This is a genomic window from Neobacillus niacini (assembly GCF_019749295.1).
Taxonomy (GTDB): Bacteria; Bacillota; Bacilli; order Bacillales; family Cytobacillaceae; genus Neobacillus; species Neobacillus niacini_D.
In genome coordinates, this window is record NZ_JACWFG010000011.1 from 160869 (window position 1) to 183066 (window position 22198).

18 protein-coding genes and 1 pseudogene are annotated in these 22198 nt (G+C 37.7%); 10 read left to right on the plus strand and 9 right to left on the minus strand.

Annotation, left to right across the window (positions count from 1 at the left end; all coding sequences use genetic code 11):
• Positions 1-205: 205 nt before the first annotated feature.
• Together H0184_RS14645 and H0184_RS14650 are read right to left on the minus strand one after the other, a co-directional pair.
• Complete coding sequence (locus tag H0184_RS14645) at positions 206-1054, minus strand: AraC family transcriptional regulator (protein ID WP_221826582.1); 849 nt, start codon at positions 1052-1054, stop codon at positions 206-208.
• 158 nt (positions 1055-1212) lie between these two features.
• Positions 1213-2004: an ABC transporter ATP-binding protein gene (locus H0184_RS14650; protein ID WP_221826583.1), complete on the minus strand. Its 792-nt coding sequence runs from the start codon at positions 2002-2004 to the stop codon at positions 1213-1215.
• Between the two features lie 262 nt (positions 2005-2266).
• Between H0184_RS14650 and H0184_RS14655 the strand changes: the two genes are divergently transcribed.
• Positions 2267-2959 (plus strand): response regulator transcription factor, encoded by a 693-nt coding sequence (locus tag H0184_RS14655; RefSeq protein WP_221826585.1) that lies wholly within the window; start codon positions 2267-2269, stop codon positions 2957-2959.
• A complete protein-coding gene (locus tag H0184_RS14660) occupies positions 2937-5183 on the plus strand; it encodes a sensor histidine kinase (RefSeq protein ID WP_221826587.1) in 2247 nt (748 codons plus the stop codon). The genes H0184_RS14655 and H0184_RS14660 overlap by 23 nt, the downstream gene beginning before the upstream one ends.
• A gap of 55 nt (positions 5184-5238) precedes the next feature.
• Here the strand turns inward: H0184_RS14660 and H0184_RS14665 are convergent, their stop codons facing one another.
• Both H0184_RS14665 and H0184_RS14670 read right to left on the minus strand, forming a co-directional pair.
• The gene (locus tag H0184_RS14665) at positions 5239-5796 is read right to left on the minus strand and encodes a cysteine dioxygenase (RefSeq protein ID WP_221826589.1); all 558 of its coding nucleotides are present in this window, start codon (positions 5794-5796) and stop codon (positions 5239-5241) included.
• A gap of 13 nt (positions 5797-5809) precedes the next feature.
• Positions 5810-6736 carry a DMT family transporter gene (locus H0184_RS14670; RefSeq protein WP_221826590.1) on the minus strand — a complete coding sequence of 309 codons (927 nt, stop codon included), beginning with the start codon at positions 6734-6736 and terminating at the stop codon, positions 5810-5812.
• A gap of 213 nt (positions 6737-6949) precedes the next feature.
• Between H0184_RS14670 and H0184_RS14675 the strand changes: the two genes are divergently transcribed.
• Positions 6950-7639 (plus strand): hypothetical protein, encoded by a 690-nt coding sequence (locus H0184_RS14675; RefSeq protein ID WP_221826592.1) that lies wholly within the window; start codon positions 6950-6952, stop codon positions 7637-7639.
• A 44-nt stretch (positions 7640-7683) separates the two neighbouring features.
• On the opposite strand, the gene putP is transcribed toward H0184_RS14675, so the two are convergent.
• The 4 genes and pseudogenes from putP to proC all read right to left on the minus strand — a co-directional run bounded on the left by putP (position 7684) and on the right by proC (position 12345).
• On the minus strand, positions 7684-9156 hold the full coding sequence (gene putP, locus H0184_RS14680) for a sodium/proline symporter PutP (RefSeq protein WP_260631587.1): 1473 nt from the start codon (positions 9154-9156) through the stop codon (positions 7684-7686).
• Between the two features lie 157 nt (positions 9157-9313).
• The gene (locus H0184_RS14685) at positions 9314-10576 is read right to left on the minus strand and encodes a glutamate-5-semialdehyde dehydrogenase (RefSeq protein ID WP_221826599.1); all 1263 of its coding nucleotides are present in this window, start codon (positions 10574-10576) and stop codon (positions 9314-9316) included.
• 78 nt (positions 10577-10654) lie between these two features.
• Positions 10655-11494 (minus strand): annotated as a pseudogene (proB, locus tag H0184_RS14690) (glutamate 5-kinase); the annotation flags it as partial.
• Positions 11491-12345, minus strand: coding sequence for a pyrroline-5-carboxylate reductase (gene proC / locus H0184_RS14695; protein ID WP_221826610.1), 855 nt, complete (start codon positions 12343-12345; stop codon positions 11491-11493). The pseudogene proB and the gene proC, both read right to left, overlap by 4 nt.
• A 377-nt stretch (positions 12346-12722) precedes the next feature.
• Here proC and H0184_RS14700 point away from each other — a divergent pair, with 377 nt between their 5' ends.
• From H0184_RS14700 to H0184_RS14710, 3 genes are all read left to right on the plus strand, one after another.
• The gene (locus H0184_RS14700; protein WP_221826612.1) at positions 12723-13721 is read left to right on the plus strand and encodes a Gfo/Idh/MocA family protein; all 999 of its coding nucleotides are present in this window, start codon (positions 12723-12725) and stop codon (positions 13719-13721) included.
• Between the two features lie 75 nt (positions 13722-13796).
• Positions 13797-14147, plus strand: coding sequence for a hypothetical protein (locus H0184_RS14705; RefSeq protein WP_221826614.1), 351 nt, complete (start codon positions 13797-13799; stop codon positions 14145-14147).
• A 168-nt stretch (positions 14148-14315) separates the two neighbouring features.
• Positions 14316-14783 carry a PTS sugar transporter subunit IIA gene (locus H0184_RS14710; RefSeq protein WP_221826616.1) on the plus strand — a complete coding sequence of 156 codons (468 nt, stop codon included), beginning with the start codon at positions 14316-14318 and terminating at the stop codon, positions 14781-14783.
• A gap of 43 nt (positions 14784-14826) precedes the next feature.
• Here H0184_RS14710 and H0184_RS14715 read toward each other — a convergent pair whose 3' ends face one another.
• On the minus strand, positions 14827-16155 hold the full coding sequence (locus H0184_RS14715; protein WP_221826624.1) for a 6-phospho-beta-glucosidase: 1329 nt from the start codon (positions 16153-16155) through the stop codon (positions 14827-14829).
• A gap of 186 nt (positions 16156-16341) precedes the next feature.
• On the opposite strand from H0184_RS14715, the gene H0184_RS14720 reads away from it, so the two are divergent.
• The 4 genes from H0184_RS14720 (at position 16342) to H0184_RS14735 (ending at position 22167) form a co-directional block, all read left to right on the plus strand.
• Entirely contained in the window at positions 16342-17088 is a 747-nt protein-coding gene (locus H0184_RS14720; RefSeq protein WP_221826625.1) for a MurR/RpiR family transcriptional regulator, read from the plus strand.
• Between the two features lie 123 nt (positions 17089-17211).
• Positions 17212-18780: an alpha-L-rhamnosidase-related protein gene (locus H0184_RS14725; RefSeq protein WP_260631588.1), complete on the plus strand. Its 1569-nt coding sequence runs from the start codon at positions 17212-17214 to the stop codon at positions 18778-18780.
• A gap of 133 nt (positions 18781-18913) precedes the next feature.
• Positions 18914-20686, plus strand: a complete 1773-nt coding sequence (locus tag H0184_RS14730) for a sensor histidine kinase (RefSeq protein WP_221826627.1) — start codon at positions 18914-18916, stop codon at positions 20684-20686.
• Positions 20680-22167, plus strand: a complete 1488-nt coding sequence (locus H0184_RS14735) for a response regulator (RefSeq protein WP_221826629.1) — start codon at positions 20680-20682, stop codon at positions 22165-22167. Before H0184_RS14730 ends, H0184_RS14735 begins: the two co-directional genes overlap by 7 nt.
• Positions 22168-22198: the final 31 nt, after the last annotated feature.

Genomic DNA, 22198 nt, shown 5'->3' on the forward strand with positions numbered 1-22198 from the left:
TTCCGACTACGCAAAGAAAAATCCCCCATCTTTGCATCTTTCATGTAAATAGGCGGAATTTCTCCGCCTATTTGGTCTATTTTCAATGCCTTTTGTAAAATAAGCGGAATTTTTCCGCCTATTTAGATTCCTAGAATTAAAGGGGAGTCTCATCCCTTCCGGTAAAATTTATAGGTTAATATTACCAATCGTAACCATCCTTTTTCTATTGATCTATTAATTTTTGTTCATCACTAAATTGAGTAGGAGAGACGCCAACCACCTTTTTGAAAATTCGACTGAAATAGAGTTCGTCCTCATAACCGACATTTTGACTTACTTCTTTGACTCTAATATCAGAATGAGCAAGTAGTTCCTTTGCCCTATCAATTCGGAGATGGGTTAAATATTCAATCGGACTGTAACCAGTAAATTTTTTAAAAAGTCTAGAGTAATGACTTTTACTTAAGCCTGCCATTTTTGCCAAATCTGTTACGTTTATTAGCTGGTGATAATGATGACCTATGTAATCCATGGTTTCCTCTATCACTTGTCTGGTATCCTTTGAGACTGTTTGAACATGAAAGTCTTGTAATAAGGTTAGTATTAGTTCTTGGAATAATATTTTTTGTTTAAATGCTATCGTTGAACCTCTTCGTTTCGATAAAGAGTTGATTTCATCTAATATGAGTACAACCCCTGAGCTGTTTTTTATTGTATAGACTCCATTTAATGGAAAAGATATTTCCTGTGGAAGTTTGAAATGCCATTGCTCTTTTTTCTCAAAGGCCGCTGCATGAGTGAATCGTATAAAATAAAATTCAAGAGGATCAGAAGGGTAAGTTTTTTTGTCGCAGATCATACCTGGGGTAAAGACTATGAGTTTTCCTGGTGAAAGGTCATTTTTTTTACCATTAATTATGAGCTCTCCCGTGCCTTTCGTAATAAACCAAAGGGAATGATAAAGGGGCTTTTTCCCTTTTTTACTCCAATTGGGAGGACAAGTTTTGTAACCTGCTAACAATATGGAATATGTTAATTCAGTTAGTTTAGAAGTTAGGCTTCCAAGGTCCATACACAAAGAGTTTCATCCTTTACTGATAGATTGCTAATATTAGTAATTATTTATATGTATTAACTACAAGAATAATGATAAAGGAAACTTGAGTGTATAGATTAAAAGACTACAATACACTAATTTGAGAATTCCAAAATAGTATTGTAGTCTTTTAATCATTTTCCTACCAGTTGATCTTTAGAAAGCAGCGGCCTGCTATTTTTCCAAATTACGCTGACGGGGAGCTCAAAAAACGTTGAAAGCACTTCACTCGTAATCAACTCAGTTGTGTCTCCTGATGCAAATACTTGGCCGTCTTTTAGCAGTAATGTTTTGTTGAAGACAGGCAAAATTTCTTCAACATGATGCGTGACATAAATAATAGTGGGGGCATTCGGACTTTTGGCAATCTTTTCAATAGATTCTAACAATCTTTCACGGGCAATAAAATCTAATCCATATGTAGGCTCGTCAAGAATGAGTAAAGGAGGGTCTCCCATTAAAGCACGAGCAATTAGCACGCGTTGTTTCTCTCCTTGGGATAGTGTTTCATAGTTCCGATTAGCATAATGGATACACCCAAGGTTTTCGAGTAATGAAATGGCTTTATTTCTCACCTCATCTGTAGGTGTTTCATAAAGACCTATGGAAGCAAAGGCACCGCTTAGAACCACTTCAAATGCATTATCACCTTGGTGGAATTTTTGTTGAAGGGATGAGGACACAAACCCAATTTGTTTCCGAAGACGTTCCGCTAGGTAGGTCTTCCCAAATTCCATACCCAGAACACTTATTTTCCCCTTTGTTGGGAAGGTGTAGGCATTCAGTAGATTTAAAAGTGATGTTTTCCCAGCACCATTTAGTCCGAATAAAACCCAGTTTTGACCTTTTTCGATCTGCCAATTGAGATCCTGTAAAATCCATTTTTCTCCTCGTCTCAAAAAGAGATTTTCAATCTGAAGAACCAAATTTTATTCCCCCTATAAATTACTTTACCAAATACATTTATAATCAAATTGTGGCAGTGAGTTGTCTTAATAATAACATAATTCACCCAATTACCCTGTTACTAAGACTCTCTGGCATAATAGGAGTGTATATTCCAGTACATTTCTAAAAATCTTAAGAAATTCTTCATTTTTCTCCTACTTTTAACTTAAGAAATATTGCTTATACTAGATTCATTCCTAATAAATGGACGCCAAATATATGGAAGGGGGTATGTTCTTTATGAATCAATATACGGTGCTGGTGGTAGATGATGATAAAGAAATTCGCGATGGGATTGAAATTTACTTAAGAAATGAAGGTCTTACCGTATTTAAGGCACAGGATGGCATTGAAGCACTAGATATATTAAATGAGCGAGAGGTTCATTTGATTCTGCTTGATATTATGATGCCGAGAATGGATGGGATTTCGGCAACCTTTAAAATACGTGAACAAAGAAATATTCCCATTATTATGTTGAGTGCTAAAAGTGAAGATACAGATAAAATTTTAGGCTTGCAAATCGGTGCCGATGACTATGTGACAAAACCTTTTAATCCATTAGAACTGATTGCAAGGGTAAAATCTCAGCTTAGAAGATATGTAACATTAGGGCAATTTGAACATAAAAACAAGACCATTGATTTGAATGGTCTGATGATTGATCAGGAAGCAAAGGAAGTTGCTGTTAACGGGGAGCGGGTGAAATTAACTCCGATCGAATATAAAATTGTAGAATTACTAATGGTCAATGCCGGTCGTGTGTTCTCAATCTCTGATATATATGAAAGGGTCTGGAAAGAACCTTGTTACAATGCTGAAAACACGGTTGCAGTCCATATACGGAAAATTCGAGAAAAAATAGAGATCGACCCAAAAAATCCGAGGTATTTAAAGGTGGTGTGGGGAATTGGATACAAAATGGAAAAATAAATTCATCATTATTGTGTGGTTCGTATTATTTGCGTTTGGGGTCAGCGGTGTTACATCGGCATTATTGAATGATAATGATTATTATCAGCGGGATTATTTTAAAACAGAGCAATTCCAAAGTGAATTAGAAAGTTTAACCGAATATATCAAGGCTTTTGAGATAGAGTATCCTTCAAAGGAAGAAATGAAAAAGGCAATTACCGTATCAAAGGACGAAATAGAGCAGCAAAGGTACCATGCTGGTAATTTAACCGAACAAATCAGGGATATAGAAATGCAGTACCAACCTAGAATAGATGATGCGAAGGCAAATAAAAATGAAAAGATTGCGGATATCTATATCACGGAGCGAGATCAAAAAATAGATGAAATCACAAAGAATTTTGAAAGTGACGAAAGTATCAAGAATAGTATCCTTCAAGAGAAAGAAGAGAATATTGACGAGTATTTCAAGTTACTTGAAAGTTACCGTCAGGATTATGAAATGTACCAAGAAGTATTTGTTTATTATTTAAAAAATACAAAAACAGGTCAGATACACACCAATCTTTTATCAAAGGATGGAAAATCAGCAGGCCAAACTATAAATGAAGAAAATATGTACTATATAGAAAGCTATCCTACCAAAGAAAATGGGTATCTTGTATTTAATGATGAACCATTTCTCCGTGAAGATGAGGGATTAATTGACCTTCCACGGACCAACGGGAATGATCGATATGAAGGGAAAATAGGAGTTTCAAAGAATGCACCCTTCACAAATATCATCATGCAGAATTATGATAATTATGATAACCAAAGAATTTTCTATTGGATTTATACAATAGCAGGGATACTCGCCTTAGCAGCGAGTGGATTGATAGGCAAGAGAATCGCAATTCTCCAGATTATTGCACCAAGTAAATGGCAGAGTAAATATAACCATATTCCATTTGATATTGCCTTGATCGTACAGGGGATATTTGTCATAGCATCGATTGCATTAATTGATAGTACATCGTATATTTACTCGAATATTTATATAGATGATATCATTATCCAGCTTGTATCTTTAACGATAATCATTGGATTAACAATGGTCCAAGCCATTTATCTGTACAATCGATTCAAAACCATTCGCTCTGACAAAGGGGTCTGGCAAAAGACAGTAATTGGACGCGTATTAACAAGGATCAAAAAGTTCTTTACAGGTATTGCAAATATGTTCCGAAATGCATTCTTGAATTTTCGAGTCGGAACTCAGGCCTTTTTAATCCTGACGGTTGTCTTTTTATTTGGGATCTTAACTGCCCTTATTTTTATAGATGAGCTATTCTTAGCCCTATATATTCCAGCAGCTTTATTAATTGGAATACCTCTTCTTATCCTAATTATCAAACGAACAGGTTATTTTAATCAAATCCTTTTGAATGCTCATGCATTGGCAAACGGTGAGTTTAAATCTGATTTGCCGATCATTGGCAAGTCGGTTTTTGCGAAGCTTGCAGGTGATTTAAATCAAATGAAATTTGGTGTCAAAACGTCACAAAATGCCCAGGCAAAAAGCGAAAGGCTAAAAACAGAGCTGATCACCAATGTCAGTCATGATTTACGAACACCGTTAACCTCCATCATTACCTATTCGCAGCTCCTTAAAAATCAAGCATTATCGGAGGATGAGCGAAATTCGTATATTGAAATTATCGATCGCAAGTCAAAGCGATTAAAAGTGTTAATCGATGATCTCTTTGAAGCTTCTAAGATGGCCAGCGGGGCTATTGAGCTAAACAAAGCACAGGTCGACCTTGTTCAATTACTGCAGCAATCTCTAGCAGAGTACAATGAAACGATCGAGGATTCTCAAATTCAATTCCGAGTGTCAAATCCAGATAACCCTGTTTATGCCTTTGTTGATGGGCAAAAGCTTTGGAGAGTATTTGATAATATCATTGGAAACATCGTCAAATATTCTTTGGAGCACACAAGAGCTTTTATTGATGTGAAAGAGGAAAATCATCAAGTCAATATTACCTTTAAGAATATCTCTAAATATGAGTTAAGTGAGAACATCGATGAATTATTTGAGAGGTTTAAACGCGGTGATGAATCACGTCATACAGATGGATCTGGTCTAGGTCTTGCTATCGCTAAGTCAATCATTGATTTACATGAGGGTACATTAGATATTGATGTAGATGGAGATTTATTTAAAGTTACGGTGGTTCTAGATCTATTAGATAAATAATAATGGAAAAACTATTCTAACAAACAAGAGACCTGGGGCCGCAGGTCTCTTGTTTTTACTTCTTACTTAATTTTATTTCCTTTAACCTCTGACGTTGTTCATCTGGCCACCATGCACCACAATCATCTGATACAACACATGCCGCACATTTTTGTAAGTCATAGACAATCATTCCGGTAATGGGCGGGGAATAAAGGTGGAGGGTAACCATATCTGAATGGTTAGAAGCTTTCATCTTATGGACAGCCTTTTTAGGTGCATAAAAATATTGACCTTTATGATGGTACTGATAAAACAATTCTTTTGGTAAGCTATTACCTTTCACTTCATAAACAGAATTAAGGGAAGTACCTGAGATTACTTGTATCCAGCCGTGGGAATTGCCATGATCATGAGGGGCACACTCCAACTGAGACCAATTCATCACAAGGAGCTCGACTTCATCATTTTTATATAGTAGCTTTCGATTATAAGGCTTTCCTTCAGATGGTTCTGGCAATTGTACAAGATCTTCAAGTTTCATATCTATTTGTAACAATGCATCCTTCAGTTCGGCTTTAGATGGACTTTTTAAGGAATCTAAAACATTCTTAATCCTCTCTGTCAAAGTCATATATCTTCTCCTCCTATAGCCGTTTATTCTTCAAGAAGCGCAGCAACATAGGGACAAGCTGACCGTTAACAATAACCACTCCAATTATAATTATGATTCCTCCTATAACACTTATGAGTAAAACCTTTTCATGTAATAGTAAAACAGCAGCAACTAAAGTCGCGATAGGCTCCAAATATAAAAACATGGAAACCTTTGAAGCCTCTAAAACCTCAAGAGCTTTTCCCCAATACCAATAAGCAATTCCCGACACAAAGATACCAAGGAACAACAAATGAGCCCACTCCGAATGGTCAAGCAATGTAAGGTTTTCCCATCCTCTGTTCCGGATGATAAAAGGTGTAGTTATAATCAACCCAACTAAACACATATAAAACGTTACAACAAGAGGTGGATAAGGAATTTTTAAACTTTTTAATAACACCGAATAAATAGCCCAATTCAACGTACTAAGAATCATTAGGAGAAAGCCGATATTCATGGCAAATTGAATGGATTGTCCACTTCGCGTCGAAGAAACGATAAGGACACCAGTTACCGCAAGCACCATTCCAACAGCCTTTGTGAAGTTCATCTTTTCATGCAAAAACAACAGCGATAGGATCACTGTAAAGATGGGGGAGAAGGAAATTAGCCATCCGGCAGAAGAAGCGTTGATCGTTAACAATGCTGTTGCCTGTAGAACCTGATGTACAAATACTCCAAGAATTCCTAAAACCATTAAATGCGGAACATATCTAATGGAGATATGCAGCCGATGACGATGCAATAGTAATAGTAAAAATAGAAATAATGCTCCAATACCGAATCGGATGACAAGAAGCGAATACGGGTCTAACTTTCCAAGTACAGCCTTAGTCGATACAAATGAAACACCCCAAAAACTGATCGACATCAAGGCAAATAGCGAAGCAGTTAACTTCGATCTGCTATTAGTCACGAGCTGAACCGTCCCTTCAGCAAAAATAGATAGATACTTATCTTATGCTTGTCCTAGGACAAACATTGTAATCTTTTTTTAAATCGAATAAAAATACCAGTGTACATATGATATTTTTCTTTTTAGGGGAAAACTAACGGTGAGAGATGTAATAAATTACTTGAATCAGGAGATTGTATTATACAAAGAGTGGAATAATCGGGAGGATAGCGTATGAGAAGAATCAATCCTGGCTCCGTCAATTCTTATATTAGATATGGGAATGTAAAAATACCAAAGAGTATCCAAAGCGAGTGCCCGCAATGTCGAATCACCACTGAATTTATGATTAATGCTAACTTTCAGAGCAGTAAGAATGGAATCGTAACGGAATCCAGTTGTCCAACGTGTAAAAAGTCAACAGTGTTTATTATTATGACAAAGGATGGTCATGAAGAGCAAGGTGAACACGCTGACACCTATATTTATGATGTTCAAGCGTCAAAACATCTTATAAATCATATCGAAAGTCTGCCAAATATTCCAAAGGATCTTATTAGGGCATATCGCTCAGCCATTAATGTCCATCAAACAAGAGAGAATTCAGCCACTGCGGTTATGTCTAAACGTGTGATTGAGAGTATCCTGAAACATTTTCTCAAAGAAAAAAGTAAAGGTCAGCCATTATCACAGCAGCTTGAAATTCTCCCAAATCACGTGGATCTAGCAAAACCAATTCAATCCCTTAGCCAGCTGCTGCAAGCGGAGAGTTCCTTAAATAAGATGCTTGAATTAGAAAGTGAAATGGACTATGAGACCACTTCCTTACTAGTTGACCTGCTAGAAAATATCATTGAATATCTTTTTGTGCTGCCAGGGAAGATTGAAGTGACTCATAATAAAATTACAAAGAAATTTAATTAACATAAAAACCCCCTGAATGTAGTATTCAAGGGGTACTTTAAAGATTATGCCTGCTCAAGATCGGAGCGATATTTAGAAAATTCTTCCTGGACTTCCTTGGAAGGAGCTTTACCGATCAGGCTGATAATAATGATCGCGAGACTGCTAAATAAAAACCCAGGTGCTAATTCATATAAATCGAATAATCCACCTTTAAGGGATGACCAGACAATGACGGTAACAGCACCGACGATAATCCCGGCGAGGGCGCCATTTCTTGTCATTCGTTTCCAGAATAGACTAAGAATGATTACAGGTCCAAAGGCTGCTCCAAATCCTGCCCAGGCATAACTGACAAGTTCCAGAACCTTACTATCAGGATCATATCCTAAAAGAATCGCAATAATTGCAATTCCTAAAACAGCAATTCTGCCAACAATCATTTCTTCTTTTTTAGAAGCATTTCTTCTGAAAAGTGATTTGTAAAAATCATTCGCAAGTGCGCTTGAAGAAACGAGTAATTGTGAGTCCACAGTACTCATGATTGCTGAGAGAATGGCTGCGAGTAAAAATCCGGCTACCCATGGATTAAATAAAACCTGTGAAAACATGATAAAAACTGTTTCTGCGTTTTGAAGAGGTGAATCAGCAAAGTAGGCGATACCTGCAAAGCCAACAAATACAGCTCCGAATAGGGATAGGATCATCCAAACCATTCCAATTAAACGTGCTTTCGGAACGTCTTTTGTTGATTGTAAGCCCATAAATCGAACTAGAATATGTGGTTGACCAAAATAGCCAAGTCCCCAAGCTAATAAAGATATAACTCCAATCGTGGTTGCTCCTGAATATACATTAAGGTGTGATGGATCGATTGCTCCAATTTTCTGAACGGTTTCATTCCATCCTCCCAGTTCAAAGATTGCAACAATAGGTACAATAATTAATGCCAAAAACATTAATATACCCTGAATAAAATCTGTCCAGCTTGCTGCTAAAAATCCTCCGAATAGTGTATAGGAGAGAATAACTGCTGCTCCGACCCACAAGGCTAATTTATAATCCATTCCAAAAGAATTTTCTAGTAAAATGGCTCCGCCTACAAGACTAGAAGAAGTATAGAAGGTAAAAAATACAAGAATAACAATGGCAGAAACCACTCGAAGAATTTTTGATTGGTCGCGAAAACGATTTTCAAAAAAGTCAGGAACCGTTATCGAATCTTTTGATACTTCTGTGTAAACACGTAATGGTTTTGCGACAAATTGCCAATTGAGATAAGCACCAAGTGATAATCCGATAGGCAGCCATATCTCACTCATTCCTCCGACATACATGGCTCCGGGGAGCCCAAGCATTAACCAGCCGCTCATATCTGAGGCCCCTGCACTTAATGCAGCAACTCCTGCACCGAGACGCCTTCCGCCTAGTACATAATCGTTTAAATCCTTCGTCATTCTTGCTGCAACGATTCCAATCACCAACATCGCTGCTAAATAAATAATAATGGAAATTAACGTAGGTACGTTAATAGTCATTTAAGCCTCTCCTTTTTCAGTAAAATAGGTTACAACGGATAGTACAATTAGTGATAGCATTGGGACCATAAGCCATGCCCAAGTTGCATCTGTAAGAACGTATTCCATGTAATATCACCACCTTTCAGATTGTTTCTATTGAACTACTAATATATCGTTATCGTATTTGCCCATTACCGCTCATCACATATTTTACGGTTGTTAATGCTTCTAACCCCATAGGACCGCGGGCATGCAGTTTTTGTGTAGAGATTCCAATCTCTGCACCAAATCCTAAAGCACCGCCGTCCGTAAATCGAGTGGATGCATTATGGTAGAGGGCTGCTGCGTCAACCCGCTGCATAAAATACTCAGCACTATCATTGTTCTCCGTGATAATGGCTTCAGAATGCCTTGTTCCATAGCTTTCAATATGTTCAATGGCTTCGTCAATGTCTTGAACAACCTTCATTGCAATGTGTAAACTTAAGTATTCATCTGCCCAATCCTCTTCAGTTGCAAGGGATGCATTTGGAATCTCACTTACCACCTTTTTGTCGCCATGCACACTAATGGAGTGGGCAGAGAATGTTTGGATAAGGTCAATTTTATGTTTGTTGAGCCAATCTTGATGTACAATTACCGTCTCAATAGCATTACAAACCGCAGGACGATCCGTTTTGGCATTCACAAGAATACGTAAAGCTATTTCAGGATTTGCCTCTTGGTCAATATAAAGGTGACAATTACCAACACCAGTTTCAAGGACTGGGACACTTGCATTCGAAACAACTTCATTTATTAAAGAGCCGCCGCCGCGGGGGATTAAGACATCAATATGTTCCCTCATTGTAAACAGCTGCTGTGAGTCTTCACGGTTTGTACTATTAATAAATTGAACAGCTTCTTTGGGGATTTTTGTATGGATAAGAGCGCGGTGGATGACATCAACTATGGCTTTGTTCGAATGAATCGCGGATGAACCGCCTTTGAGAATAATCGCGTTACCAGATTTTAATGCCAGCCCTGTGGCATCCACGGTTACATTTGGTCTTGCTTCATAAATCATTCCAATTACACCTAATGGGACAGATATCTTTGAAACACTTAGTCCATTATCCAAGCTTTTCTTCAAAAGGATTTTTCCAACTGGATCTTCTAATGCTGCAACTTGACGAAGACCATCTGCAAACTCAAAGATCCTTGTTTTTGATAATGCTAAACGATCCATAAAAGCTTCAGTAAACCCTTTACTGCGACCTGCCTCTAGGTCTTTTTCGTTTGCCTTTAAAATGAAATCAAACTCAGTTTCCAAATGTTCAGCTAATGAGATAAGGGCATGATTCTTATCTTCTGTTGTTAATAGACTTAATCGTTTTCCTGCCTTTTTTGCTTGCATTGCTTGTGCTTCTACCGTGGATTGTTCATTTAATAAATGCATCAAATCCTCCTCGTTTATTTATTGTTTTCTTAAAGATATTCCAATTACTTTTTCTGGTTATCGGACTAATTTCCCCTAAGGTACGGAGTTAAAGGCGATCCATCTTTCCTTATGATTTAAATAGGTTGAAGACTTTTTACTTTTAAAATAAGTTCCTTTGGCTTTGCCGACTACACCGTCTATTATGATATTTTTGCGGGCAGCATTGCCAAGAAAAGTAGTAATTCCTGAGGCCATGGCAATCTTAACAGCCTCGATTTTGGATTTCATCCCGCCGGTTCCAATCTTAGTACTAGAGCCAACAGCAGCAGCTTCGATTTCAGGTGTAATTTCAGTTACATGTTCTAGCATTCTGGCATTGGTACTTCTTGTCGGATCTTCATTATATAAGCCGTCTATATCGGACAAAATCACTAAATGATCGGCGTCTAATAGTCCAGCAACCTTTGCAGAGAGGGTATCATTGTCACCGAAATTTAACACATCGTTTGTCACGGTGTCATTCTCGTTAACGATAGGAACCATGCCTCTTTCCAATAATACGTTTAAAGTGTTTCTGACATTTTTATAGCGGTCTTCGTCTAAAAAATCACTTTTGGTAATTAATATTTGGGCGGCAACATAACCGTGGGATAAAAATAGCTCAGAGTAGGATTCCATCAACAATCCTTGACCAATGGAGGCGGCAGCTTGTTTTTCAGGCAGTGTGCTTGGGCGCTCAAGACAACCTAGTCTTCGGTACCCAGCAGCAACAGCACCTGATGAAACCAATACGACTTCATGTCCGAGGTCCTTTAGATAGACAATTTCATTTGCAAGTTTTTCAATTTTTCTGCGGCTAATTTCACCATGCCGGCTGGTTAAAGAGCTGCTCCCAATTTTAATTACGACCCTAAGCGGTTTTTGTGCCAAAATCATCCTATCACTCCCGTACCTAACTCGGTTTTTTCTAGCTGTAAGCTGATTTCTTTCGAGCGTTTTGCTGCGCGTTTAACCGCTTCAGTGATTGCGATACCGCCGCCATTCCCTTTTAAAGCCTCTAAGCCTGCAGCCGTTGTTCCATTTGGAGAAGTCACGTTCTCTCTAAGAACCTCTGGTGATGTACCATGTTGTTGGATCATTTTTGCTGCTCCAACAACTGTCTGGGCAATGATTTTCCGAATAATCTGTGAATTCAAGCCGCCTCTCTGGGCTTCATTCTCCATGTGCTCCATTAAGTAATAGAAATAAGCAGGTCCGCTGCCAGCAATCCCTGTAAAGAGATCCATCTGTTCCTCTGGTATTTCGTAGACTTCACCAATACATTGGAGCAGCTCTTCAGCTAGTGAGATGTTTTGTACAGAGGTGTGAGTTCCAGGCGAAATGGCTGTAGCAGACTCCCCAATCATACTTGAAGTATTGGGCATGACTCGAATCACTTGTTGACCAAATGGTACATTTTTTTCGATGAAAGATGTGGAAATTCCAGCTAAGACTGACAGGATTAAATGATTTGGTTTTAGAAAATCAGAAAGTGATTGTAAAGTGGTTTCTGCATCTTTTGGTTTCATTGCGAGGACGAGGATATCAACATTCGTTAAATCTAGGTTATCTCGACTTACCCCAGTGATTCCGTATTTCTTTTGTAATTCTTTTAATCGGTGTTTGTTGCTTCGGTTGGTTACCATAATATTTTTTGGTGACATTTTCTTAGAATGGACGATACCTGAGATCATAGCTTCCGCCATCGACCCAGCTCCTATAAATGCAATTGTCTTTTTTCCTAACATGCAATCTCTCCCATTTGTTCGTTTTGGTGTTCTTATTTTTTTCAATGACCTTATACTAACATGTGAGAAATCGATTTCAAGGGAAAAAAGGGAAATAATGTGTATATGACCTAATTAGTGAGCATGTGGAAAAATACAGCATATTCTTTATTCAAAATGGGCTCTCACGCCCGAAAATCGTCTCTCAAGAGGAAATTTGGGGTTTTTAGTGTTCGTTTTTTATGGGGATTTTCGAGAATGTTGACAGTAGAAATTAGGTGAGAATTTAAGGACATGCCTCGTAATTTTAATTACTTTGATGCTATTTTCTTTAATTGGGAGGAGGTATAATATAGCAAATAAGTGTATTTTTACCTGAAAAAATGAGGAGGAGCAAAATGAATTTTAATAAGGTTCGATGGGGAATCATTGGCTGCGGTAATGTGACAGAAGTGAAGAGTGGACCTGCATTCCAAAAGGTAAAAAACTCAGAGTTGGCTGCTGTAATGCGAAGAACGGGAGAATTGGCTGAGGATTATGCAAAACGTCACCATGTTTCTAAATGGTATGATGATGCTCAATCACTCATCAATGATCCCGATGTTGATATTATCTATATTGCAACACCACCTGGAGCACATCTTGAATATACAATTATGGCAGCGAAGGCAGGGAAACCAGTCTATGTAGAAAAGCCAATGGCGCGAAATTATAGAGAATGCCAAGAAATGATTACTGCGTGTAAGAATGCAGGAGTCCCTTTATTTGTGGCTTATTACCGCAGGGGACATGAACGGTTCTTAAAAATAAAAGAGCTGTTAGATAGCGGAGTAATTGGTCAAGTTCGAATGGTGTCATCCACACAATATCAACCGGTAAGTAAGGATATGATGGATGTAGAAACACTTCCCTGGAGAGTCCAGCCTGAATTATCAGGAGGCGGGTTATTTTTTGATTTAGCAAGCCATACGCTGGATATCTTAGACTTTTTATTGGGTCCGATTACAAGTGTTCAAGGGTTTGCCTCTAACCAAGCAGGTTATTATAAGGCTGAGGATATCGTAACAGGTACATATCAATTTGAGTCCGGAGTCCATGGTGTTGGTAACTGGTGCTTTACTGCTTTTGAGTATGTTGATGAAAATGTACTCATCGGCAGCAAAGGGAAAATAACCTTTTCAACTTTTGGCCATATCCTCGCTATCACAACTGCACAAGGAACAGAGGAGTTTACCTTCGAACCGCCGCAGCATGTCCATCAACCCCTTGTGGAAACTATTGTGAAAGAATTAACAGGAGAGGGAGGACTGTGTCCAAGTACAGGATTGACAGGTGCAAGAACTAGCTGGCTCATGGATGAAATGGTGAAGAACTTTTACAAACGGGCACAGGATTAATTTCACTTTGTATCATAACGCCCGCCTATAACATAAACTTTTCTTAAAGATGTTAGACATGAAGGAGATGGGGTTATGAACTTCGAAAGGCAAAAAGCAATGGCTTTGGCGAAAAATATAAAAGAATTTATCGAATTTATCCATCGACAAAAAAATCAAAACAACTTCCGAATCGATACAGATAAATTGTTTCAGGTTAAACTTTGGATTGAGGAGTTTAAGTTTCAAATATTAGCAGATGAACTAATTAGAATAAACCAGTTTGACTGGGATGGAAAGTACACGTTTTATCTAGTTGATAGATTTCAACAAGGAATTACTATTATTGATGAATATGTGAAAAATAACTACCATGAATTGTTTATTCTAACTGCTAGATTATATACATTAAAAAACCTTAGTACGGCATTTAGTAAAATGGCATAATCTCATCTTAATTCCGCACACTGTGCGGAATTTTTACATTTTGTTATAAAAGGTAGAAAAGTGCTTATGTTTTGATAAAGTTTGAATAATAGGAGAAAATAATATAGTGATAAAATGGTTTCATTACCAATAGGTTATCCATTCAATTCAAAAAAGGCGGTCTTATATATGTTTAAAAATTTATTCAAAAGTAAAAAGGTTGAAAGTGACAATTCCATTTTGCAGCCATTAGAAGGGGAAATCGTACCTCTAGATGTTGTTCCAGATCCAGTATTTTCTCAAAAGATGATTGGTGATGGGTTTGCGGTAAATCCAACAAATGGTACAGTTGTTTCTCCTGTGGATGGAGAAGTCATTAGTGTTTTTCCAACAAAACATGCAGTTAGTGTAAAGTCTACGGATGGTAGGGAAATTTTGATACATGTGGGTCTTGAAACAGTTACTCTAAATGGTGAAGGATTTACAGCGTTTGTCAGCGATGGTCAACGTGTCCAAAAGGGTCAAAAGCTGCTTGAAGCTGACTTTCAAACCATTAAAGACAAAGTACCTTCGATTATTACGCCTGTGATTTTCACCAACTTGGCTGAAAACGAAAAAGTCGTCATTGAAGATCAAGGAGTAAGAATTGCGAAGTAAAAAATAGGGTGTGCTTCCTCATATGGAATCACACCCTTTTTTTTTACGCCTCTACTTTTGTGAAAAACTGAGGTAAATGTTCTTTGTGAGCTTCTAACATTTCATCTAAAATCTGCTTTGCCACAGTGTCAGATGGAACAAGCGGGTTGATCGTCATGGCAAGTAATGCGGTGTTATAGTCACCCGTTACGGCAGCTTCTGCAGCAACACGTTCAAAGGATTTAATTTGCTGTACCAAACCTCTAACGGCAACTGGAAGATCTCCTACAGAAATAGGTTTAGGACCATCTTTTGTAATCACACTGTTTACTTCCACCGCAGAATCATCTGGAATGCTGGCAATCGCACCATTGTTACGAGTATTTACTGGTTGAATATCTCGCTTATCATTGTAAATAGAGTTAATGAGACTGCAGGCAGCATCACTATAATAAGCTCCACCGCGTTTTTCTAGTTGAGGCGGCTTAATATCAAGGGTGGGATCCTTATATAGCTCAAACAATTCAGTTTCTAATTTTTGAACTACTTCCGCACGAGTACCTTCGGTTGCTGCTTTTTCTACTTCTTCTTGTAACATTTCATCACTTTTATAGTAATAACGGTGATAACCACATGGGATAACCCCTAAACTGCGAATGAAGTCAGGCTCCCAGGAAAGACCAGAAATATTTTTCATGGTTAGTGCATTTTCTGGATTCGCCATGGCTTCAATGACTTGATTTTGCACACTTACTCCATCTAAGAACGTATCCAGTCCAAAAACCATGTGATTAAGGCCGGCAAAGTTGACTTGTACTCTTTCAGGTTCTACATTTAATGATTTCGCAATTCCCATCTTCATCCCAATTGGAACGTTGCATAAGCCGACAACTTTCTTTATATTGCTGTAGCGTAAGATTGCTTCGGTTACCATACCGGCAGGATTTGTAAAGTTTACAAGCCATGCCTCTGGGCAAAGCTCTTCAATATCTTTACAGATTTCAAGAATAACAGGAATGGTGCGCAGACCCTTAAATAAACCACCTGGACCATTCGTTTCTTGACCAATTACATTGTATTTTAATGGAATTCTTTCATCCTTCGCTCGTGCTTGCAAAAGGCCAACACGGAATTGAGTGGTAACAAAGTCAGCATCCTTTAAGGCTTCTCTTCGATCTAATGTTAAATGAACCTCAATGGGAAGTCCTGCCTTTGCAACCATTCGTTTTGCGAGATTTCCAACGATTTCTAACTTATCTTTTCCTGCTTCAATATCGACTAACCATAGTTCTCTGATTGGAAGTTCATCATAACGCTTAATAAACCCTTCGATCAACTCAGGTGTGTAACTTGATCCGCCGCCAATTGTAACAATCTTAATCCCTTTAGACATCTCAAAAACCTCCAGAAATATATTTTTTCAATTCCTAAGTAAATAGTAGGGGCTTAGATGTAAACCGTAAATAACTTTCCAGCATTTAGGTTTATATCACATGGAAAGGAATTTGTTGCATATGAGTAACACCCTGTTTCTTGATATATGATATGATAGTAGCATTGAATTATAGGAGGGTTCCCAATGTTTTCAGGTGATGTTATTGCAACCTTCAATGAGTTAGAAACGAACTTATATGACTATATTTGTAAAAACAGTGAGAAAGTTATCTACATGCGCATTCGCGATTTAGCAGACGAAACACATGTTTCAACTTCTACCATCCTTCGTTTTTGCAGAAAAATAAATTGCGAAGGATTTTCGGAGTTCAAGGTAAGATTAAAGCTATTTTTAGATAACAATGAAGAAACAACGATAAAAAGCAGTCAATATGCACTCTCTGATTTTATGGAGCGAACCTTAAAGGGGAATCTTGATTCTACTATCAAGGAGGCTGCTTCACTTATTGTGAAATCCGATAATCTTATTTTTATCGGGACAGGCAGTTCTGGGATATTGGCAGAGTATGGCGCAAGATATTTTTCTAGCCTTGGAAAGTTCTCGATGTATGTAAAGGATCCTTATATCCCAATCCATGCAAATTATCTCCATAATAGTACAACGATTGCCTTATCTGTCTCTGGGGAAAATAGCTTTACAATTTCGCATTTAAATCAGCTAAAACAAAAAGGCAGTAACATTATCTCTATCACCAATAATAAACATTGCACCATTGCAAGAATGGCCGATATTAATATTTCCTATTACGTGACAGAAGAATGGTATAAGAAGTCGAATATTACTACACAAATACCAGTGGTTTTCATAATAGAAGAAACCGCAAGGGAAGTACAAAAACTTTCACAACAAAAGCCGTACAGTGATCTTTAACTCGTACGGCTTTTTTTATTGCACCTACCTAAAAAAAAGAGACATAATCCAAAAAAATAGCGCTTTCATTCTACATTTAATTAACGTAAACTATGGCTAAACTAAAAAGTTGGGGTTAATGATATGAGCATTCAAAAATTGGAAAATCATGTGATTGTAAGAAATGAACCACTTATCGAACTAGCTGAAAAGTTAAAAACGGAACTTCACGAAACGATTGTGAAGCCAACTGCTATTGTAGAAATAAAAAGTGATAAAGAAGTGATTCATGGCTGGAGGGCAGAGTATGCGGCACCTGCATCTATTCTATCAGAATATGAATATAGCAAAGAGGATTCATTTATCCTTGATTTTGGAGATCACCAGGTAGGTTATCTCTCTGTTACTATTAGGCCAGCGGGAAGTCCGCCAGATGCACCGCTAAAATTGAAGCTGACAATTGGTGAAATGCCAGTTGAAATGGCTGAACCCTTTGAAAACTACGATGGTTGGCTCAGCAGCTCATGGCTTCAGGAAGAAACAATTTTTGTGGATGTATTGCCAGCTGTGATTAAATTACCCCGCAGGTACAGCTTTAGGTACGTGAAATTTGAGGTAATAGATACTTCGCCAAAATATCGTGTTGTCTTTGAAAATATAGAATGCAGAGCAGTGACCTCCGCAAATAATAAAAATGTACAGACCCGTGCCCACAAAGATGATCTCCTTCAAAAAATGGACGAGATTAGCATTAAAACACTTGCAGATTGCATGCAGGACGTATTTGAAGACGGACCGAAACGAGATCGCAGACTCTGGCTAGGCGATTTACGGCTGCAAGCATTAGCAAACTATGAAACATTCAAAAATTATGATTTAGTCAAACGGTGTCTTTACTTATTTGCAGGTGTTCCGGATGTAAAAGGAAGGGTTGCGGCAAATATCTTTGTTGCACCAACATTGATGGCAGATGATACCTATCTATTCGACTATTCCTTGTTCTTTGTTTCAACATTACATGATTACTATTATTCAACAAGCGATTTAGAGGCTTTAAAGGACTTATGGCCAACAGCCTATCGCCAGATTGAACTTGCGCTGGAACGTTTAGATGATCATCATATAGTAAAAGATTCTACCGATTGGTGGTCATTTATCGATTGGCAGGAAGGGTTAAACAAACAAACACCTTCACAAGCTGTGTTAATTTATTCATTGAAACAGGCAATTCGACTTGGTAAAGAATTAAATGCACCTGAAACAGATAGGTTGGAAGAATGTTTACCAGAAATAATAGAAGCCACAAAAAAGTATTTATGGGATGAAACCTTGCAATTTTTTATTAGCGGCGGTGATTGCCAAGTGTCTTGGGCAAGCCAGATTTGGATGGTACTTGCAGGTATTTTAACTAAGGAAGAAAATCAAAATCTGATAACCCGGCTGATTAAAGAAAATCCAGAGGTTGGAATTGCTACTCCTTATATGTACCATCATCTAGTAGAAGCACTTATCGTTTCAGGAGAAAAAGAGCTTGCGATTTCAGAAATGAAAGCCTACTGGGGTGGGATGATCCAGGATGGTGCGGATACGTTCTGGGAACTATATAATCCACAAAATAAAGAATTTTCACCATATGGCAGCCATTTAATAAATAGCTATTGCCATGCATGGAGCTGTACACCAACTTATTTAATTAGAAAGTACCACCTTTAAGAAAAGTTAATCCAGTAAGATGCAGCAGCCCTTGCTTTAAATGCAAGGGCTGTAAATAATTCGTAATTTTTATATAGAAATCCTCTGTATTACAGTTTATGATGACTATATTAATGTAATAAGGCGGTCAATTATGAGATTAATAATCAGAAGAGTCAGAAAGCATCTCCGCAATGACAAAATTAGGTATAAATACTTTTTAATTATGATCTGCCTTTCCATTTTACCACTTGTATTGCTAGGCTTTATTTCTTTTAATATCGCAAAAAATACACTTGTTCAAAATCAATTAGAAACTACGGGAAATAATCTTCGGACATCCAGTGAAGTGACGGATTTATTATTTCGAAATATTATTAATATGGAACGTGTCATTTCATGGAGTAATAGTGTTCGCGAAGAATTGATCGACAGCGCGGCTTTTTCCGAAGTGGGGAAAAATGTTTTGGATGAGAACACAACGAAAAGAATGCAGGATTTAATATCCAGCTATTTTATTGATACACAAGATATTGATTCGGTTTGTTTATTTGACGTTTATTTTCGCCCAGTTTGTTATGGAAATGATAAGAGTATTGGCAAGTACCATTCAAGTAAAATATACAGTGATATTTCTAAAACCGATTGGTATAGGAAAAGTGTAAGTACTCAAGGAAGGCCCATTTTTTTGAGTTATAATGTCCTCGCCAATAATGAGGATGATACGACGTTTTCTTCCGTTAAACTATTACGCGATCCGCGAAATGTTTTTGAAACGAAGCAAATTGGCTTATTAGTGGTTAATATCAAAAAGTCAATGTTTTCAAGAGTGTTAAAGGATGATAGTGATAGTGTAATAGCTGTGATTGATTCGACCAGGGATGGGGGGAATACAGTTTTTAGTAATCCATCTGACTTAAATAACGAGATTAGTGATGGGAAGAATACCTTATCCAGTTTTGAAACATTAAAAAGTAAAGGGTATCTTGTCAGCAGCTATACCAATCAAACAACGGACTGGACGTTAACCTATATTACAAAAGAGAAGGACCTTTTAAAACAGTCTAATAAAATTGGAATCATAACAGCCAGTATAGCTGCTATTATTGCGTTAATCGCTTTAATGACTTCTTATATTCTTTCTGGAAAAGTTGCCCGGCCGTGGCTGCAATTAAAGAAGATGACAATTGACTGGGCCAAGGGGCTGTGGGGTTCTGGAGGGAATAATGAAACTGATACAATTGGAGCAATCGGAGAAACCTTCCAAAGAATAACGGTTGAAAATATGGAGTTAAATGAGAAGCTGGTCCATTCACAGTTAAAAGAGAGAGAAGCAGAACTTCGTGCCTTGCAGGCACAAATTAAACCCCACTTTTTATACAATACGCTGGACTCTATTTATTGGATGGCAATCTTGCAGAAAAATCAGGATATTGCAGAAATTGCAGTTGCCTTATCTGAAACCTTTAAATTAAGTTTAAATAAAGGTGAAGATTTGATACCAATCGCAAAGGAATTGGAGCATATTCACCACTATTTAACGATTCAAAATTTCCGATATCAAAACCGTTTTCACTATATTGAGGATGTTGAACCGGAATTACTAGACAAACCAATCCTTAAACTGCTGCTGCAGCCGTTTGTGGAAAATGCCATCTATCACGGATTAGAGCCTAAATGCGGAGAAGGAACCATCGAGTTAAAAGGACTAATAGAAGGTGAATGGATTATTTTCACCATATGTGATGATGGGGTTGGAATTGAGGATTTGAGTGCTACTGAGAGCGGTTATGGCCTTAAAAATGTTCGTGAAAGATTGATGTTATTATATGGACAAGACAGTACACTTACCTTATCAAGTAAGGTGAACGAAGGAACCTGCATAGAAATCAGGTTTCGGGAAGCTAAGGAGGAGAAGCAATGTTAAAGGCAGTTATTTTTGATGATGAATACATTGTCCTTCAAGGCCTAGAGATGATGATCGATTGGTCAAAATACGGGATTGAATTAGTCGGCACTGCGACAAATGGGTTTGCTGCCATTGATTTAGTTGAAACCCATTCACCTGATATTGTTTTTACAGATATTCGAATGCCTGGATTGGATGGCTTACAGGTGGTTGAGAAAATTCTTGCGGCTGCTCCTGAAATTATTTGTATCGTTTTTAGCGGATTCAATGAGTTCGAATATGTAAAAAAGGCACTGAAGCTTGGAGTATCAGACTATCTGGAGAAGCCGATCACGATTCCGATGATGGAAGAAACATTAAAAAAAACACTTGAAAAAATACAAGAGCAGAAAAAGGTTATGACTCTTAAGGAAAATTTGGAGGATAGTCGAAACGTTCTGGTTGAAAAAGCAACATTGGATTTACTTCTTCAAGGTGAGGAGGCATTGCCAAGGTGGCGGGATAGCTTTGGAGAAGAAATAGAGGAAATAGTCGGGGTAACAGTACTGGCTCTTTCCGAAAAAATTCAAGAAATACCAACTCACTCCTCCTATTTTTCACTATATCTTCGAAATGGGAAAGAACATTTACTTGTCATTTTTCATTTTCAAGAAGATAGTTCAGAGCTTTTAAAGGAATTATTATATATACCTTGTCAAAATGGTATCACAGTTGGTTCCGGACGGACCTATCCAAAACTAACCGATGCAGGCAGGAGCTATAAAGAAGCACAGCAAGCATTAAGGTATGGGCAGTTTATGGAACAAGGAGAATGGACGCGATTTGAGGAAATTGGAGAAAATCCCAATATTCCAGGTGATTTATCAGAACAAGAAGAAGCAATTATTTTCTATTTACGGACGGGAGATAAATCAGGTTTGTTCCGGCAGCTTAATGAATTTATTAACAAAGTCCAAGCCCAAAGGTTAAATCCTGATGTAATTGAACGAGAAATTCTAAAGCTGATCTATCTGGGAATGGAAGTAGCAAAGGAGACTGGGGAAGATGTATCAACCATTACCCAGGGAAATTACCTGCCGCATATTGAAATTAGAATGCTGAATACAAAAGAGAAAATGTTCAGCTGGCTTAAAGATCAAATGGAAATGATTATAGAATGGTTCCTGCAGATTCGACGTGATAAAAAGCATGATGCTGTAGAGAAAGCTAGTAAATATATAGAAAAGAATCTCTCAAATGATTTGACTCTACAGGAAGTTGCGGAGTATGTTGGGATGAATCCTACCTATTTTAGTCTCCTTTTTAAGGAGGAAATGAAACTTTCCTATATTAAATATTTAACAAAGCTTCGAATGGAGCGGGCTAAGATACTTTTACGCGAAGGGTATAAAGTTGCAGATGTGAGTGAAAAGGTAGGTTATCATACCTATCGTCATTTTTCTGAGTTATTTAAGAAACAGGTTGGAGTGAACCCGGGTCAATATCGAGATTCCTTTTAATACTCATTCACTGAATACATCTAAAGAAATT

Bases quoted from the DNA above. Each gene is read 5' to 3' on its own strand.
- H0184_RS14685 (WP_221826599.1), bottom strand. From the start codon at position 10,576: ATGCATTTATTAAATGAACAATCCACGGTAGAAGCACAAGCAATGCAA.
- H0184_RS14730 (WP_221826627.1), top strand. From the start codon at position 18,914: ATGAGATTAATAATCAGAAGAGTCAGAAAGCATCTCCGCAATGACAAA.
- putP (WP_260631587.1), bottom strand. From the start codon at position 9,156: ATGACTATTAACGTACCTACGTTAATTTCCATTATTATTTATTTAGCA.
- H0184_RS14710 (WP_221826616.1), top strand. From the start codon at position 14,316: ATGTTTAAAAATTTATTCAAAAGTAAAAAGGTTGAAAGTGACAATTCC.
- H0184_RS14645 (WP_221826582.1), bottom strand. From the start codon at position 1,054: ATGGACCTTGGAAGCCTAACTTCTAAACTAACTGAATTAACATATTCC.
- H0184_RS14715 (WP_221826624.1), bottom strand. From the start codon at position 16,155: ATGTCTAAAGGGATTAAGATTGTTACAATTGGCGGCGGATCAAGTTAC.
- H0184_RS14700 (WP_221826612.1), top strand. From the start codon at position 12,723: ATGAATTTTAATAAGGTTCGATGGGGAATCATTGGCTGCGGTAATGTG.
- H0184_RS14705 (WP_221826614.1), top strand. From the start codon at position 13,797: ATGAACTTCGAAAGGCAAAAAGCAATGGCTTTGGCGAAAAATATAAAA.
- proC (WP_221826610.1), bottom strand. From the start codon at position 12,345: ATGTTAGGAAAAAAGACAATTGCATTTATAGGAGCTGGGTCGATGGCG.
- H0184_RS14675 (WP_221826592.1), top strand. From the start codon at position 6,950: ATGAGAAGAATCAATCCTGGCTCCGTCAATTCTTATATTAGATATGGG.
- H0184_RS14665 (WP_221826589.1), bottom strand. From the start codon at position 5,796: ATGACTTTGACAGAGAGGATTAAGAATGTTTTAGATTCCTTAAAAAGT.
- H0184_RS14655 (WP_221826585.1), top strand. From the start codon at position 2,267: ATGAATCAATATACGGTGCTGGTGGTAGATGATGATAAAGAAATTCGC.
- H0184_RS14725 (WP_260631588.1), top strand. From the start codon at position 17,212: ATGAGCATTCAAAAATTGGAAAATCATGTGATTGTAAGAAATGAACCA.
- H0184_RS14720 (WP_221826625.1), top strand. From the start codon at position 16,342: ATGTTTTCAGGTGATGTTATTGCAACCTTCAATGAGTTAGAAACGAAC.
- H0184_RS14735 (WP_221826629.1), top strand. From the start codon at position 20,680: ATGTTAAAGGCAGTTATTTTTGATGATGAATACATTGTCCTTCAAGGC.